This window comes from Lysobacter sp. F6437, assembly GCF_052547215.1.
The window spans coordinates 1,021,966-1,036,289 of record NZ_JBQWRB010000001.1 but is presented as its reverse complement, the minus strand read 5'-3'; the positions used below and the strand labels follow the sequence as shown (position 1 = coordinate 1,036,289).

Here is a 14,324-nt window from a genome sequence, read left to right as displayed (position 1 = left end):
GCTCCCATGGACGTACCCCTGAAGATGCCCGCCGCCTTCCTTGGCCACGGCAGCCCGATGAACGCGCTGGAGCGCAACCGCTTCACCGACACCTGGCGCGCGTTCGGCGCCTCGGTGCCGCGGCCGCGCGCGATCCTGATGGTGTCGGCGCACTGGTACGTCAACGCCACTGCCGTTACCGCGATGGCCCGGCCCAGGACCATCCACGACTTCTTCGGCTTCCCGCAGGCGCTGTTCGACGTGGAGTACCCGGCGCCGGGACTGCCGGAACTGGCGGAGGAGGTGGCGGATTTCGCCCAACCCGACCACGTCGGTCCCGACCATGACGGCTGGGGTCTCGACCACGGTACCTGGTCGGTGCTGGTGCACGCCTTCCCCGAGGCCGACATCCCGGTGGTGCAACTGTCGATCAACGCGCTGAAGCCGCCGGAGTGGCACGTCGAACTCGGCGCGCGGCTGGCCCGGCTGCGCGAGAACGGCGTGCTGCTGATGGGCAGCGGCAACGTCGTCCACAACCTGCGCGCGATCGACTGGAAGCAGCCCGACGCCGGCTTCGACTGGGCGTGCCGCTTTGACGAGCACGCCCGCCAGGTGATGACCGAGCGCCCCGGGGACGCCGCTTCGCTGGTCGCCCACCGCGACTTCGCGATGGCCGCCCCGACCCCCGAACACTTCCTGCCGCTGCTCTACATCGCCGGCGCCGCCGCGGCCTCCGGTACCCCGGCCGAGGCGCTGGTCGACGGCTACGCCTTCGGCTCGCTGTCGATGACCAGCTACGGCGTCGGAACCGCGTGCCCGGAGGCCGACGACAGCCTCGCCGGCTCCGCGCCGCTGTCGGAGGACGTGCCGGCGGACGAGAGCAACATCTGAGCGGATGGGCGGCCTGCCGCCATGACTTCCGGCGGTGGGGTGACCCGGCGCCTGCGGTCACCATCGGGGGTTCCGAGGCTCTCGTCGGCCGTTCCGGACCGACCGCCCCCAGCGAGGATTCCGCATGCGCCGCACCCTGGTGACCGCCATCGCCCTGGCCCTGTCCAGCGTTTCCGTTCCCGCCATCGCCCAGGCGCCGGGCGCACAGGCCGAGGCGCCGCGAGTGGTCGACGCCACCACCCAGCTGCCGCGCGACGTGAGGCCGACCCATTACGAGGTCGCGGTAATACCGCACGCCGACAAGCTGACCTTCAACGGCACGGTGGCGATCACGCTGGAGGTGCTCGAGCCGACCGACAGCATCACCCTGAACGCGGTGGACATGGCCTTCGCCAACGTCGCATTGGCACGGGCCACGGGCGGAGCGGAGCCGATGACGCCGGAAGTGGCCGTCGATGCCGCCGCACAGACTGCGACCTTCAGTTTCGACAAGCCGCTGCCGGTGGGCAGCTACACGCTGTCGATGGACTACACCGGCAAGATCGGCACCCAGGCCAATGGCCTGTTCGCGATCGACTACGTCACCGAGGAAGGCAGGAAGCGCGCGCTGTACACGCAGTTCGAGAACTCCGACGCGCGCAAGTTCGTGCCGTCATGGGACGAGCCGAACCACAAGGCCACCTTCGGGCTGACCGCCATCGTTCCGGCGGAGCAGATGGCGGTCAGCAACATGCCGATCGCCGAGTCGACCGACCTGGGCGATGGCACCAGGCAGGTGCATTTCCAGACCTCGCCGAAGATGTCGACCTACCTGCTGTTCTTCGGCCTCGGCGATTTCGAGCGCGCGACGATGCAGATGGACGGCACCGAGATCGGCGTGATCACCCAGGCCGGCAAGGTCGACCAGGCGCGGTTCGCATTGCAGTCCTCGGCTGACGTGCTGCGCGAGTACAACGACTACTTCGGCGTGCCGTACCCGCTGCCCAAACTCGACAACATCGCCTCGCCCGGCCGCAGCCAGTTCTTCAGCGCGATGGAGAACTGGGGCGCGATCTACACCTTCGAGTACGCGTTGCTGCTCGACCCGACCATCTCCACCCAGCGCGACAAGCAGCGCGTGTTCTCGACCGACGCGCACGAGATCGCGCACCAGTGGTTCGGTGACCTGGTGACGATGAGCTGGTGGGACGACCTGTGGCTCAACGAGGGTTTCGCCACGTGGATGGCGGCGCGCACCACCCAGAAGCTGCATCCGGAATGGAACACCCACCTGTATTCGGTCGGCGGGCGCGAGTCGGCGATGTCGCTGGACGCCGCGGTCACCACCCATCCGGTGGTGCAGCACGTCGAGACGGTGGAGCAGGCCAGCCAGGCGTTCGACTCGATCACCTACCAGAAGGGCGGGGCGGTGATCCGGATGTTGGAAGGCTACGTCGGTGCCGATGCCTGGCGCGAAGGCGTGCGCAGCTACATGAAGACGCACGCCTATGGCAACACCGTGTCGGACGACCTCTGGCGCGCGGTGCAGGCGGCGGCCGGCAAGCCGATCCTCGACATCGCGCATGACTTCACCCTGCAGCCGGGCGTGCCGCTGATCCGGGTCGCCTCGGCCACCTGCAAAGACGACACCACCACGCTGCAGCTGACCCAAGGCGAGTTCACCAAGGACCGCCCCGACAAGCAGCCGCTGTCGTGGCGCGTGCCGGTCATCGCCCAGGCCGTCGGTGGCGAACCGGCGCGCACGGTGGTGGATGGCGGCGCCGGCAGCCTGCAGGTGCCCGGATGCGGCACGGTGGTGGTCAACGCGGGGCAAAGCGGCTACTACCGCACGCTGTATTCGCCCGAGCAGTTCGGCACGATCCGCGACGACTTCGCCAACCTCGCGCCGATCGACCAACTGGGCCTGATGGGCGATACCTGGGCGCTCGGCATGGCCGGGTTGCAGCCGGCCTCGGATTACCTGGAGCTGGCCGCGGCAACGCCGGTCGACGCCGACCCGCAGATCTGGGGCGACATCGCCGGGAGCCTGGAAAGCCTGCACCGCTACTACCGCGGCGACGATGCCGGACAGGCGCGGCTGGATGCGTTCGGCGTCGCCACGCTGGCGCCGGTGTTCGAGCGCGTGGGCTGGAAGGCGCCGGCCGACGAGGCCGCACCGATGGCGATCCTGCGCACGCAGCTGATCGGCACGCTGGCCGAGCTGGGCGACGCGTCGGTGATCGCCGAGGCACGCCGCCGCTACGCCGCGCGCGACAGCGACAATGGCAATGACCCCCAGGCGATGCCCGCGGCACTGCGCAAGACCATCCTGTCGGTGGTGGCCACGCATGCCGATGCCGCGACCTGGGACCAGTTGCATGCGTCTGCAAAGAGCGAGAAGACCCCGCTGGTGCGCGACCAGTTGTATGGGCTGTTGTCGAGCGCGCAGGACCCGGCGCTGGCCCAGCGTGCGCTCGACCTGGCGCTGACCGAGGAGCCGGGGCAGACCAACAGTGCCGGCATGATCCGCACCGTGGCCTACCAGCATCCCGACCTGGCCTTCGATTTCGCCGTGTCCCATCGCGCGCAGGTGGATGCCAAGGTCGACACCACCTCGCGCAGCCGTTACTACCCGGGGCTGGGCAGCCCCTCAAGCGATCCGGCGATGATCGACAAGATCAGCGCCTACGCCGACGAGCACATCGCCGACAGCTCGCGCCGCGCCACCGAGACCGCCATCGCCAACATCAAGTACCGCATCCAGGTACGCGACGAGCGCCTGCCGGCGATCAGCCAGTGGCTGGAGCAGCACGGGGGCTGACGCCAGACGATCCCGCTGCACACCCGCAGGCCACCCGCATCACGACATCGGGTTGGCTGGCGTGTGCTCGGCGTCGCCGGGCAGCGGAATGAACTCGTGGTTGTCGAGATCCGGCAGCTTCATCCGGCCAGCGCGCCAGTCCGCCTTGGCCTGCTCGATCCGCTCCTTCGAGCTGGACACGAAGTTCCACTCGATGAAGCGCTGGCCCAGCGGCTCGCCGCCCAGCAGCATCAGCAGGCTGGGCTGCAATGCGCGGATCGTCGCCGCACCGGGCTTGAACACCAGCATCCGGCCGGGCCCGTGGCGCTCGCCACCGGCCTCGATTGCACCCTGCACCACGTAGGCTGCGCGCTCGGGGTATTCGTCGGGCAGTGCGAGGGTGGCGCCGGCGTCCAGTTCGCAGTGCAGGTAGAACAGTGGCGAGTGGGTCTTCACCGGTGAGGCCAGGCCCCAGGCCTTGCCGGCGACCAGCCGTGCGCGCAGGCCGCCGTCGTCGAGCCGCGGCAGCGCACTGTCGTCGTAGTGGTCGAACGCCGGGTCGCCTTCCTCGTCGGCCTCCGGCAACGCCACCCAGCTCTGTATGCCGTGCATCGGCCCGCCGTGCGCACGGGCCTGCTCGAAGCGCTCGGAGTGGGTGATGCCGCGGCCGGCGGTCATCCAGTTGACCTCGCCGGCACGGATCGGCTGCTCGGAGCCGACGCTGTCGCGATGCATCATCTCGCCGGCGAACAGGTAGGTGATGGTCGACAGCCCGATGTGCGGGTGCGGGCGTACGTCGATCTCGCGCGGGATGCCCGGCGGGAAATCGGTCGGGCCGATGTGGTCGAAGAAGATGAAGGGCCCGACCATGCGGCGCCCGCGCACGGGCAGGATCCGGCCCACCTCGAAACCGCCGCCCAGGTCCTTGCGGCGTTGGTCGATCACCATGTCCAGCATCGGCATTCCTCCGTTGGTTCGGTCAGGGACTAGCCTTCGCCCATGCCCTCGGCCGGTTCCGGCGCGCTGCCTTCGCGAACCTTGCGTTCGATCCGCTGGCCGACATCGGGATCGATGTTCTTCCAGTACTCGAACGCCCGCTCCAGCACCGGGCTGCGCACGCCCCCGAGCAGGCTGCCGGCGACTTGGTCGACCAGCGCGTCGCGCTCGGCGTCGCCCAGTACCTCGCGCACCAGCGTGCCCGGCTGGCCGAAGTCATCGTCCTCGGCATGCAATGTGTAGGCGCTGCGGACCATCTCGCCATCCGCCTCCCAGCCATCCGCGACCGGGCCGGTTTCGTCCGCCCACGGCCGCCCGCCACTGTTGGTGGCGTGCACCGGCGCGTTGCCGCTGTGGTGGTAGGCCATCTGGCCGTCGAACATGTAGGTGTTGACCGGGCACTTGGGCTGGTTGACCGGCAACTGGTGGAAGTTGGTGCCGATGCGGTTGCGCTGCGCGTCGGCGTAGGCGAACGCGCGGCCCAGCAGCATCTTGTCCGGCGAAAGACCAATACCCGGCACGGTGTTGCCCGGCGAGAACGCGGCCTGCTCGATCTGGGCGAAGAAGTTCTCCGGGTTGCGGTTGAGCGTCATCGTGCCGACCGGGATCAGCGGGTAGTCGGCGTGCGGCCAGACCTTGGTCAGGTCGAATGGGTTGAAGCGGTAGTTGGCCGCGTCGGTGTACGGCATCACCTGCACCGACAGCTTCCAGCGCGGGTGCTCGCCGCGCTTGATCGCGTTGAACAGGTCGCCGCGGTGGAAGTCCGAATCCTGCCCCGCCATCTGCGCGGCCTCGGCATTGCTGAAGAACTCCATGCCCTGTTCGGTGTGGAAGTGGTACTTGACCCAGAACTTCTCGCCGGCGGCATTCACCCACATGTAGGTGTGCGAGCCGTAGCCGTTCATGTGGCGCCAGGTGCGCGGCAGGCCGCGGATGCCCATGACGTAGGTGACCTGGTGCGCGGACTCGGGGTTGTTGGTCCAGAAGTCCCACTGCATGTGGTTGTCGCGCAGGCCGGAGTCGGGCAGGCGCTTCTGGCTGCGGATGAAGTGCGGGAACTTCATCGGGTCGCGCACGAAGAACACCGGGGTGTTGTTGCCGACCAGGTCGTAGTTGCCCTCGTCGGTATAGAACTTCAGCGAGAAGCCGCGCACGTCGCGCCAGGTGTCGGGGCTGCCCTGTTCGCCGGCGACGGTGGAGAAGCGGGCGAGCATCTCGGTCTTCGCGCCCGGCTGGAACAGGGCCGCCTTGGTGTACTTCGACACATCCTCGGTGGTCTCGAATACACCGAACGCACCCGCGCCCTTCGCATGCGGCTGGCGCTCCGGCACCTTCTCGCGGTTGAAGTGCGCCATCTGCTCCAGGAAGTGCACGTCGTGCAGCAGGATCGGGCCGTTGGGTCCGATGGTCAGCGAGTTGCGGTCACTGGGCGCGGGGGCGCCGGTGCCGGTGGTCGAACCGTGCGGCTGCTTCGGATCGTTCGTGCTCATGGGGGCTCCTTCGGTGGCGGCGGCTGCCGGGATGCGCAAAGATTGCCTTTATCTATCGATTATCGCTATTCGATTTATCTTATGGATCTGATAGGCGGTGCCTTGCATCCTAGCGACGTGGACGTTACGCACACGCCAACCTTTTCCACGAAGCAGGCACGTCGCGCCAATCGCCGCATCGGGACAGCGGCAATCGGCGATGCGTTGCTATCCTGCCCGCTCCACGGAACACCCGATGACCGACGCCCCCGCGCCAACCCCGCCGATCTCCCTCCGCCGCCTGGCCCTGCTGCTGGGCGGGCTGGCGATGTTCGGGCCGTTCTCGATCGACACTATCTTCCCGGCGTTCCCGGCGATGGGTGCACAACTGGGCGCCGACAAGCTGGCGATGCAGCAGACGATCAGCATGTACCTGATCGGCTATGCGCTGATGAGCGTGGTGCATGGGCCGCTGTCGGATGCGATCGGGCGGCGCAAGGTGATCCTCGGCGGGCTGGCGGTGTTCACGCTGGCGTCGGTGGGCTGCGCGCTGGCGACGGACCTGACGACGTTGCTGGTGTTTCGCATGGTGCAAGGCCTGTCGGCGGGCGTGGGACTGATCGTCGGCCGCGCGGTGATCCGCGACGTGCTGCATGGTGACGATGCGCAGCGGTTGATGAGCCAAGTATCGATGATCTTCGGCATCGCGCCGGCGATCGCGCCGATGATCGGCGGCTGGATACTGGGCTGGAGCCGCTGGCCGATGATCTTCTGGTTCCTGGTGCTGTTCTCGCTGGTGCTGCTGCTGGCGACCTGGTGGTGGCTGCCGGAGACCCATCCGCAGGACGCACGGCTGGAGCTGCGGCCGAAGCGGTTGGCGCGCGACTATGTGGCGATCCTGCTCAACCCGCGGTTCCAGCGGCTGGCCGCGGCGGCTGCGTTCAACTTCGGTGCGTTGTTCCTGTACATCGCCTCGGCGCCGGCCTACGTGCTGGACCTGCTGCGGCTGGACGAGCGCCAGTTCGGCTGGTTCTTCGTGCCCACCATCGGCGGCATGATCATCGGCGCATGGTTGTCGGGCCGCGCGGCCGGTCGGATCAGTGGCGGACGATTGGTGACGATCGGCTTCGTGGTGTCGGCGGTTGCGGCGCTGTTCAACGTGACCTACAACCTGTCGACCGACGTGTTGCAACTGCCGTGGGCGGTGCTGCCGATGAGCCTCAATGCGTTCGGCATCGCGTTGGTGTTCCCGATCCTGACCTTGGCGGTGCTCGACATGTACCCGCGCCAGCGTGGCTCGGCGTCGTCGTTGCAGGCGTTCACCGCGCTGGTGAGCAATGCGCTGGTCGCGGGTGTGGTCTCGCCGTGGCTGAGCGGTAGCGGGTTGTGGCTGGCGGTGGCGGCGGGATTGTTCACCGCCGTGGGCTGGGCGTTCTGGCGCTGGGAGTCGGTGGTGTCTTCGGCTGAAGGGCGGCGCGGTGGGAGTGCGGGGCCGAAGGTGCCGGGGGAGGCGTTGTAGGAGCGGCTTCAGCCGCGATCGGGAGTCGGCGCGGACGACCGATTTCAGATCGCGGCTGAAGCCGCTCCTACGAATAGCGCCTACGGGATGGTCTGGCGGTAGATGCTGCGCAGGAGTTCGTGGAAGTGGTGGACGGCGTTCTCTCGCAGGGGGTTCAGGCGGCCGGGCTGGTAGGACCCTGACGCCAAGCCGCGTTGCACGTCTTCGCAGATGGTCAGGTCTTCGAGTTGCACTTCGTCGCTGAAGGCGAGGTCGGCCTCGCGGCGGGCGCGGGCTTCGCCGCTTTCGTCGGGCGTGTAATAGAAGTCGAACTCGACCCGGCAGCGGTCGACGCCCAGCGGCACCACGCGGTTGGTCTGCAGGCGGCCGGGCAGGATGTTGAGCATCGTGTTCGGCCACATCCAGTAGTACAGCGCGTCGCCGTCGCCGTAGAGGGTGTCTCCGCTTTCGAGCGGGCTGAACTGGTGGGAGTGCCAGGTCGCGGTCTCGGTGACGTAGCTGCGGTAGTCGAGCAGCTTGTTGAGCCCGGGGTGGATGTGCGGGACGTGGTAGCCCTCCAGGTAGTTGTCGACGTAGACCTTCCAGTTGCAGGCGACGTCGTAGCCGACGCGGTGGTGGTGGGCGTAGCGCTCCAGGCCGCGGGTGGCGCCGAGGCGGGCGTCGATGCCTTCGACGAATGCCTCGAAAGGCGGTGCGTTGGCTTCGTCGACGCAGGCGAACACCAGCCCTTGCCAGACCCGCACCGCGAGTTGCGGAAGGTGGACGTCGGCGACGTCGAAGTCCGGCGCGGCGCCCATTTCCGGCGCCGATTTCAGGACGCCGTCGAGGCCGTAGGTCCAGCCGTGGTAACGGCAGCGCAGTGACTTCGCGGCGAGGCCGTCGCAGCTGGCGATCGGTCCGGCGCGGTGGCGGCAGACGTTGTGGAACACGCGGATGGTGCCGGGCCCCTTGTCTTCGTCGGCGCCGCGCACCGCGATTACGGGGAGGCCGGCGAAGTCGGCGATGACGTGGTCGCCGGCGGCCTGCAACTGGCACACGTGGGCGAGCAGTTGCCAGCTGCGGTCGAAGATCGCGGCGCGATCGCGCGCGACCATGCGCGGGTCGGTATAGAACCGCGCGGGCAGGGCGGTGGCGTGGTTGAGTGGCTGCGGTGCGAGATCGGTGGCGGTATCCATGGCCGCAGTATGCCGCCGGGGACAGGGCCGGAAACACGAAGGCCGGCATTGCGCCGGCCTTCGTGGTGTTGCAGTGGATGCGGATCAGCCCTGCTTGGCGGGCGCCGCGTCCGCGTCGGCCGGTTTGGCATCCGGCGCCGGCTTGTCGGCAGCTGGCTTTTCCGCTGCGGGATCGTCGGACGGCGTGGCGGCCGGCTGCTTCTCGGCCGGCTGGGCGGCGGTGGTGGTGGTGGTCGCGGCCGCGCTCGGCTGCCAACCGCAGGCCTGGCCTTCGTTCTGCTGCTTCAGCCAATCCTGCAGGGGGGCGAAGTACTCCAGCACCGGGCCGGCGTCCATCTTCCCGCCGCCGGTCAGTTCCTTCAGCGTGGCCTGCCACGGCTGGCTGGCGCCCTTGTCGAGCATCGCCTGCAGCTTCGCGCCCGCGGCCTTGTTGCCGTAGAAGCTGCACTCGTGCAGCGGGCCGGTGTAGCCGGCGGCGTCGCACAGCGACTTGTAGAACTGGAACTGCAGCACGTGGGCCAGGAAGTAGCGCGTGTACGGGGTGTTGCCCGGCACGTGGTACTTGGCGCCCGGGTCGAAGAACTCCTCGCCGCGCGCCTGCACCGGGGCCACGCCCTGGTACTTGGCCTTCAGGTCCCACCACGCGGTGTTGTACTGGTCCGGGGTGATCGAGCCGTCGAACACGCCCCAGCGCCAGCGGTCGATCATCAGGCCGAACGGCAGGAACGAGACCTTGGCCAGCGCCATCCGCATCTGCGCGTTGATCAGCGCCTCCTCGGACTGCTGCTGCGCGTCGACCAGGCCGATCGACTCCAGGTACTTCGGCGTCATCGCCAGCACGATGGTGTCGCCGATCGCCTCGTGGAAGCCGTCATGCGCGCCGGCCTGGAACAGCGGCGGCTGCTTGTTGTAGGCCAGGTCGTAATAGAGGTGGCCGAGCTCGTGGTAGATGGTGGTGAAGTCTTCCTCGTTCGGCTTGATGCACATCTTGGTGCGCACGTCGCCTTCCATGTTCATGTCCCACGCGCTGGCGTGGCAGACCACGTCGCGGTCGCGCGGCTTGATGAACTGGGTGTTCTCCCAGTAGCTGTCGGGCAGCTTCTGCAGGCCGAGCGAGGTGTAGAAATCCTCGGCGCGCTTGGTCATCTGGCGGGCAGCGGCTTCCTGCGCCTCGTGCTCGATGTCGGCCAGGCTCGACGGGCTGCGGTCACCGGTGTGCTGGGCCAGCTTCTGGGCGTGGATCTGCTGGTAGCGCGACTCCAGCGCGGTGGTGATGTCGAGGCTGCCGGCGTTCTCGTACGGGACGACGATGTCCCACAGGTTGCCCCAGTCCTGCTGCCACATGTTGCCGAGCAGGTGCGCGGGCAACATGCCGCCGGCGACCTGCGCCTTGTCCTCGCCGTACTCCGTGCCCAGGCGGGTACGGGTGTAGCAATGCAGTTGCTCGTACAGGGGCTTGACCTGGCTCCACAGGCGATCGGTCTCGGCGGCGATCTCGACCGGGCTCATGTCGTAACCCGAGCGCCACATCTCGCCGGCATCGGCGAAGCCCATCTCGTCGGCGCCGAGGTTCACCAGCTCGACGAAGCGGGTGTAGTCGTCGCGCATCGGCTTGGAAATGGTGTGCCAGCCGCGCCAGGCCTCGAGTTGCGCATCGTAGTCACGGCTGTTGCGCAGCACGTCCTCGAGCGCGCCAAGCTGGCGGCAGGTCGACTTGTCGGCCGGGTTGGTGCAGTAGGTGCCCTCGCCGTACATGCCTTCCATCTCGGCGGCGATCCTGGTCAACTCGGCCAGCTTGGCCGGATCGCTCGGCGCGGGCATCGAGGTGGCCAGCTTTAGCAACTGGATCGAGCGTGCGGTCTCGGGCGACATCTGCTGGCCTTCGAAACGCTTGGCCTGTTCGATCCAGTCATTGAGCTGGGACAGGTAGCGTTCGTTGGCCTTGGCCGCCAGCAACTGGCTGTCGTCGTTGATGTAGGTCGATGAGAGCCACTGGGCCGCCGTCATCTGCGGGTACATCGCCTTGAGTTCGCTGTTGACGCGGGCGATGAACTGGTCGGCGGTCTCGTCGGCCGGTGCGGTGGTGGCCGACGGGGCCTGCTGGCCCGGGCTCGGCGACCGGTCGCAACCGGCGAGGCCGACCACGGCCGCGGAAATGCCAAGCGCAAGCACTGCGCGTACGAGTTTCATCCTGGGAGGCTCCCTTTTTTGCATGAAGCGCGTGGGTCGCGCCGAATTCCGAAGGCTAGAGGCGGGCCGGGTCCGGCGCAAGCAAGCCGGGCGCCGGCGCCCGTTCAGGCAAAGCGCTCGACGGAGCGCGTTCCGCCAGGCGCCGGTGCTGCAGGTCCACCAGCCCGCGTGCGGCCAGCCACCGCCAGGCGCTGTCGGAGTCGCGTTCGAAGTAGGCGCGGGCCGAGCCGAGACGGAAGGTGTAGCCCCAGGCATCCATGTCGGCGAGCACCCGGTCGCGGCCAACGCCGGGCAGTTCCCCGCCGAGCAGGGCCTGCAGCACGCAGACCGCATCCTCCTCCTCGATCGAGTCGGTGGCATCGGTGTGCACGGCGGCGCGACGCTCGGACGGCAGCACGATCAGGTGCGAGGCCTCGTGCAGCAGTGAATGCACCGGGGTGTCGGCGCGGGCGTACACGTCGGTGCCGATGATGCCGGCCTCGCATTCGCCCCAGTAGCTGCCGGGGATGGCGTCGCCGTCGGGGACGCGCAGCAGTTGCAGGCCGTAGCGGGCGAGCAGGGCGGCGGGCGCGTCGAAACCGGTGTCGGCGAGGGTAAGCATGGGATGGGTGGGCTTTTCGCAGGAGCGGCTTCAGCCGCGATCGGATGGTGGGTCGCCCGTGCCGATTCCAGATCGCGGCTGAAGCCGCTCCTACAAAAAAAGCCGCAGGCAAGTGGCTGCCGCGGCGATGCCCTCAGCCGTTGGCGACCGCGCGGGCCTCGTCCTTTTCGGGCAGCGAGACGGAAATGTCCAGCACCTTGTTGTCGCCGTCGCCCATCAGGTCGACCTTGACCGCGTCGACGTCGACATTGACGTACTTGCGGATCACCTCCAGCAACTCGCGCTGCAGCATCGGCAGGTAATCCGGGCCGCCACGGGTGGCGCGCTCGTGGGCGACGATGATCCGCAGTCGGTCCTTGGCGACCGAGGCGGTCTGCTTCTTGACCAGCAGGAAGTCGAACAAACCCATGTCTTAACCTCCGAACATCTTGCTGAAGAAGCCTTTCTTTCCGGGCGTCACGAAGCGCATCGGGCGGGTGTCGCCGAGCAGGCGGGCGACGGCGTCGTCGTAGGCCTGGGCGGCATCGGACTCGGTCTCGAGGATCACCGGCTCGCCCTTGTTGGAGGCGTGCAGGACATCGGTGGATTCCGGGATCACGCCGATCGTCTTGAGGCCGAGGATCTCCTCGACGTCGCCGACGCTGAGCATCTCGCCGGACTCCACCCGCGAGGGGCTGTAGCGGGTCAGCAGCAGGTGCTCCTTGACCCGCTCGCCGTTCTCGGCGCGGCGGGTCTTGGACGCCAGCAGGCCGAGGATGCGGTCGGAGTCGCGCACCGAGGAGACTTCCGGGTTGACCACGACCACGGCCTGGTCGGCGAAGTACATCGACAGGAACGCGCCCTTCTCGATGCCGGCCGGGGAGTCGCAGACGATGTAGTCGAAGCCGTCGGCGGCGAGGTCGTCGAGCACCTTCTGCACGCCTTCCTGGGTCAGCGCGTCCTTGTCGCGGGTCTGCGAGGCGGCCAGCACGTAGAGGTTCTCGAAGCGCTTGTCCTTGATCAGCGACTGCTTGAGGTTGGCCTCGCCATTGACCACGTTGACGAAGTCGTACACCACGCGGCGCTCGCAACCCATGATCAGGTCGAGGTTGCGCAGGCCGACGTCGAAGTCGATGACGGCCACCTTGTGGCCACGCCGGGCAAGGCCGCAGGCAAGGGAGGCGCTGGTCGTGGTCTTGCCGACGCCGCCCTTGCCCGAAGTGACTACGATGATTTCGGCCAAGTTCAAATCCTCCGGATATTTGGGATGGAGCCGCGGACGCGGGGGCGTCGCGGCGGAGCAGGTGACAGCATGCCCGGTTTCTCGCTCACGGTGTGTCCAGCGCGGCGATATGCAGTTGTTCGTCTTGCAACCAGACCTGCACCGCCTTGCCGCGCAGGTCCTTGGGGATGTCCTCGAGCACCTTGTAGTGGCCGGCGATCGCGACCAGCTCGGCATGGAACTCGCGGCAGAAGATCCGCGCCTGCGGGTTGCCCTGGGCGCCGGCGAGGGCGCGGCCACGCAGCGGGCCATAGATATGGATCGAGCCGTCGGCGATGACCTCGGCGCCGGCGCCGACCGCGGTCAGCACGGTCAGGTCGCGGTTGTCGGCATAGATCTGCTGGCCCGAGCGCACCAGTGCGGCGTGGATCATGCCGGGCTGGCCGCCGGGTGCGGCGGGGGGGGGCGCGCGGGCCGGTGCCGGTTCCGTTGCGGGGGCTTCACGGCGCGGCGCGGCCGGGGGCGGTTCGGGCGCACCGTCGGCACGCTCGTACTGGGCGCGGAACTTGGCCAGCAACGGCAGGCCGAGCGCCTCCGACAGGCGTTCTGTATCGCTGGAGCCATAGGCCAGCGCGACCGGCAACACGCCGGCACCACGCAATCCGTCGAGCAGGGCCTGCGCCGTGGCGACATCCGGCGCCTGCGCCAGGCCGCCGAAGTCGATCACCACCGCGGCACGGCGGAACAGCTTGGGCGCGCGCTGCACCCGGCCGCGCATCTCCTCGACCAGCCCGGCGACGTCGAGGGTGCGGATGCGCAGGTTGGCGATCCCGACCTGGCCGATCTTGAGCTCGCCGGCCGGTTCGTAATCCATCGTCGCCGCGCTCACGGACCGGTTCCGGTCGAACGCGAGGCCAGCGAGCCATCCGGTGGAACCCGTGCCGGCGCGATCCAGGGCACGTTGGGCAGCGACTTGCCGTAGGTCTGGTCGATCCAGGCATGGCTGCACAGCGGCTTCATCAGCATCGCGGCGCGGATGCCGGTGGCCGGCATGACGTGCTGGCCGACTTCGCGGAAGCCGAAGCTGCCGTGGAACAGCAGCACCGGATCGTTGTCGCTGTCATCGAGGAACACCTCGCAGGCCATCTGCGGGTAGCGCAGCTCGGCGTAGCTCTGGGCATCGGCGTAGAACGCACGCCCGACACCGCCGCCGCGGCGGCGGCTGGCGACCACGATCCGGTCGATATAGAAGAATTCCGGGTAGCGCTCGCGGAACCAGCCGAAGTTGCTGCTTTCGTGGCCTGCGTGGCTGCCGATGCCGATCAGGAACCCGGCCAGGTTGCCGTCGCGTTCGGCGATGCGGAAATATTCGGCGGTTTCGAAGAAATGGCGCAGTCGTGCCGCATCCAGCGGCAGGATGGTGGGACCGGCGGCGTTGTTGAGGGCAAGGACGGAATCCAGCTCGTGCTCAAGCACGTCGCGGACAACGATCGACATTCCGGGCTCCAGGATATTTTCTGATGC

At 68.1% G+C, this 14,324-nt stretch carries 10 protein-coding genes and 2 pseudogenes; 3 read left to right on the top strand and 9 right to left on the bottom strand.

The window, feature by feature from the left end:
- The first annotated feature begins 6 nt into the window (after nt 1-6).
- Together ygiD and ACT9F5_RS04830 are read left to right on the top strand one after the other, a co-directional pair.
- A complete protein-coding gene (gene ygiD, locus ACT9F5_RS04835) occupies nt 7-870 on the top strand; it encodes a 4,5-DOPA-extradiol-dioxygenase (protein ID WP_445118773.1) in 864 nt (287 codons plus the stop codon).
- A gap of 124 nt (nt 871-994) precedes the next feature.
- Nucleotides 995-3,670: a M1 family aminopeptidase gene (locus ACT9F5_RS04830; RefSeq protein ID WP_445118772.1), complete on the top strand. Its 2,676-nt coding sequence runs from the start codon at nt 995-997 to the stop codon at nt 3,668-3,670.
- A 39-nt stretch (nt 3,671-3,709) separates the two neighbouring features.
- Here ACT9F5_RS04830 and ACT9F5_RS04825 read toward each other — a convergent pair whose 3' ends face one another.
- Nucleotides 3,710-4,612: a pirin family protein gene (locus tag ACT9F5_RS04825; RefSeq protein WP_445118771.1), complete on the bottom strand. Its 903-nt coding sequence runs from the start codon at nt 4,610-4,612 to the stop codon at nt 3,710-3,712.
- Between the two features lie 23 nt (nt 4,613-4,635).
- Nucleotides 4,636-6,135, bottom strand: a complete 1,500-nt coding sequence (locus tag ACT9F5_RS04820) for a catalase (protein ID WP_445118770.1) — start codon at nt 6,133-6,135, stop codon at nt 4,636-4,638.
- A gap of 235 nt (nt 6,136-6,370) precedes the next feature.
- On the opposite strand from ACT9F5_RS04820, the gene ACT9F5_RS04815 reads away from it, so the two are divergent.
- Complete coding sequence (locus ACT9F5_RS04815; protein WP_445118769.1) at nt 6,371-7,633, top strand: Bcr/CflA family efflux MFS transporter; 1,263 nt, start codon at nt 6,371-6,373, stop codon at nt 7,631-7,633.
- 80 nt (nt 7,634-7,713) lie between these two features.
- Here the strand turns inward: ACT9F5_RS04815 and ACT9F5_RS04810 are convergent, their stop codons facing one another.
- The 7 genes and pseudogenes from ACT9F5_RS04810 to ACT9F5_RS04780 all read right to left on the bottom strand — a co-directional run bounded on the left by ACT9F5_RS04810 (nt 7,714) and on the right by ACT9F5_RS04780 (nt 14,297).
- Complete coding sequence (locus ACT9F5_RS04810) at nt 7,714-8,808, bottom strand: SRPBCC family protein (protein ID WP_445118768.1); 1,095 nt, start codon at nt 8,806-8,808, stop codon at nt 7,714-7,716.
- Between the two features lie 237 nt (nt 8,809-9,045).
- A pseudogene (locus ACT9F5_RS04805) lies at nt 9,046-10,998 on the bottom strand (M2 family metallopeptidase); the annotation flags it as partial.
- A gap of 157 nt (nt 10,999-11,155) precedes the next feature.
- Nucleotides 11,156-11,599, bottom strand: a pseudogene (locus ACT9F5_RS04800) (hypothetical protein); the annotation flags it as partial.
- Between the two features lie 133 nt (nt 11,600-11,732).
- Nucleotides 11,733-12,008: a cell division topological specificity factor MinE gene (minE, locus tag ACT9F5_RS04795; protein ID WP_445118767.1), complete on the bottom strand. Its 276-nt coding sequence runs from the start codon at nt 12,006-12,008 to the stop codon at nt 11,733-11,735.
- A 3-nt stretch (nt 12,009-12,011) separates the two neighbouring features.
- On the bottom strand, nt 12,012-12,821 hold the full coding sequence (minD, locus tag ACT9F5_RS04790; RefSeq protein ID WP_445118766.1) for a septum site-determining protein MinD: 810 nt from the start codon (nt 12,819-12,821) through the stop codon (nt 12,012-12,014).
- Between the two features lie 85 nt (nt 12,822-12,906).
- On the bottom strand, nt 12,907-13,689 hold the full coding sequence (gene minC, locus ACT9F5_RS04785; RefSeq protein ID WP_445118765.1) for a septum site-determining protein MinC: 783 nt from the start codon (nt 13,687-13,689) through the stop codon (nt 12,907-12,909).
- Nucleotides 13,686-14,297, bottom strand: a complete 612-nt coding sequence (locus ACT9F5_RS04780) for a GNAT family N-acetyltransferase (protein ID WP_445118764.1) — start codon at nt 14,295-14,297, stop codon at nt 13,686-13,688. The genes minC and ACT9F5_RS04780 overlap by 4 nt, the downstream gene beginning before the upstream one ends.
- Nucleotides 14,298-14,324: the final 27 nt, after the last annotated feature.

What these genes read in the sequence shown, in the direction of transcription:
- ygiD (WP_445118773.1), top strand. Translation starts at nt 7, where the DNA reads ATGGACGTACCCCTGAAGATGCCCGCCGCCTTCCTTGGCCACGGCAGC.
- ACT9F5_RS04830 (WP_445118772.1), top strand. Translation starts at nt 995, where the DNA reads ATGCGCCGCACCCTGGTGACCGCCATCGCCCTGGCCCTGTCCAGCGTT.
- ACT9F5_RS04825 (WP_445118771.1), bottom strand. Translation starts at nt 4,612, where the DNA reads ATGCCGATGCTGGACATGGTGATCGACCAACGCCGCAAGGACCTGGGC.
- ACT9F5_RS04820 (WP_445118770.1), bottom strand. Translation starts at nt 6,135, where the DNA reads ATGAGCACGAACGATCCGAAGCAGCCGCACGGTTCGACCACCGGCACC.
- ACT9F5_RS04815 (WP_445118769.1), top strand. Translation starts at nt 6,371, where the DNA reads ATGACCGACGCCCCCGCGCCAACCCCGCCGATCTCCCTCCGCCGCCTG.
- ACT9F5_RS04810 (WP_445118768.1), bottom strand. Translation starts at nt 8,808, where the DNA reads ATGGATACCGCCACCGATCTCGCACCGCAGCCACTCAACCACGCCACC.
- minE (WP_445118767.1), bottom strand. Translation starts at nt 12,008, where the DNA reads ATGGGTTTGTTCGACTTCCTGCTGGTCAAGAAGCAGACCGCCTCGGTC.
- ACT9F5_RS04780 (WP_445118764.1), bottom strand. Translation starts at nt 14,297, where the DNA reads ATGTCGATCGTTGTCCGCGACGTGCTTGAGCACGAGCTGGATTCCGTC.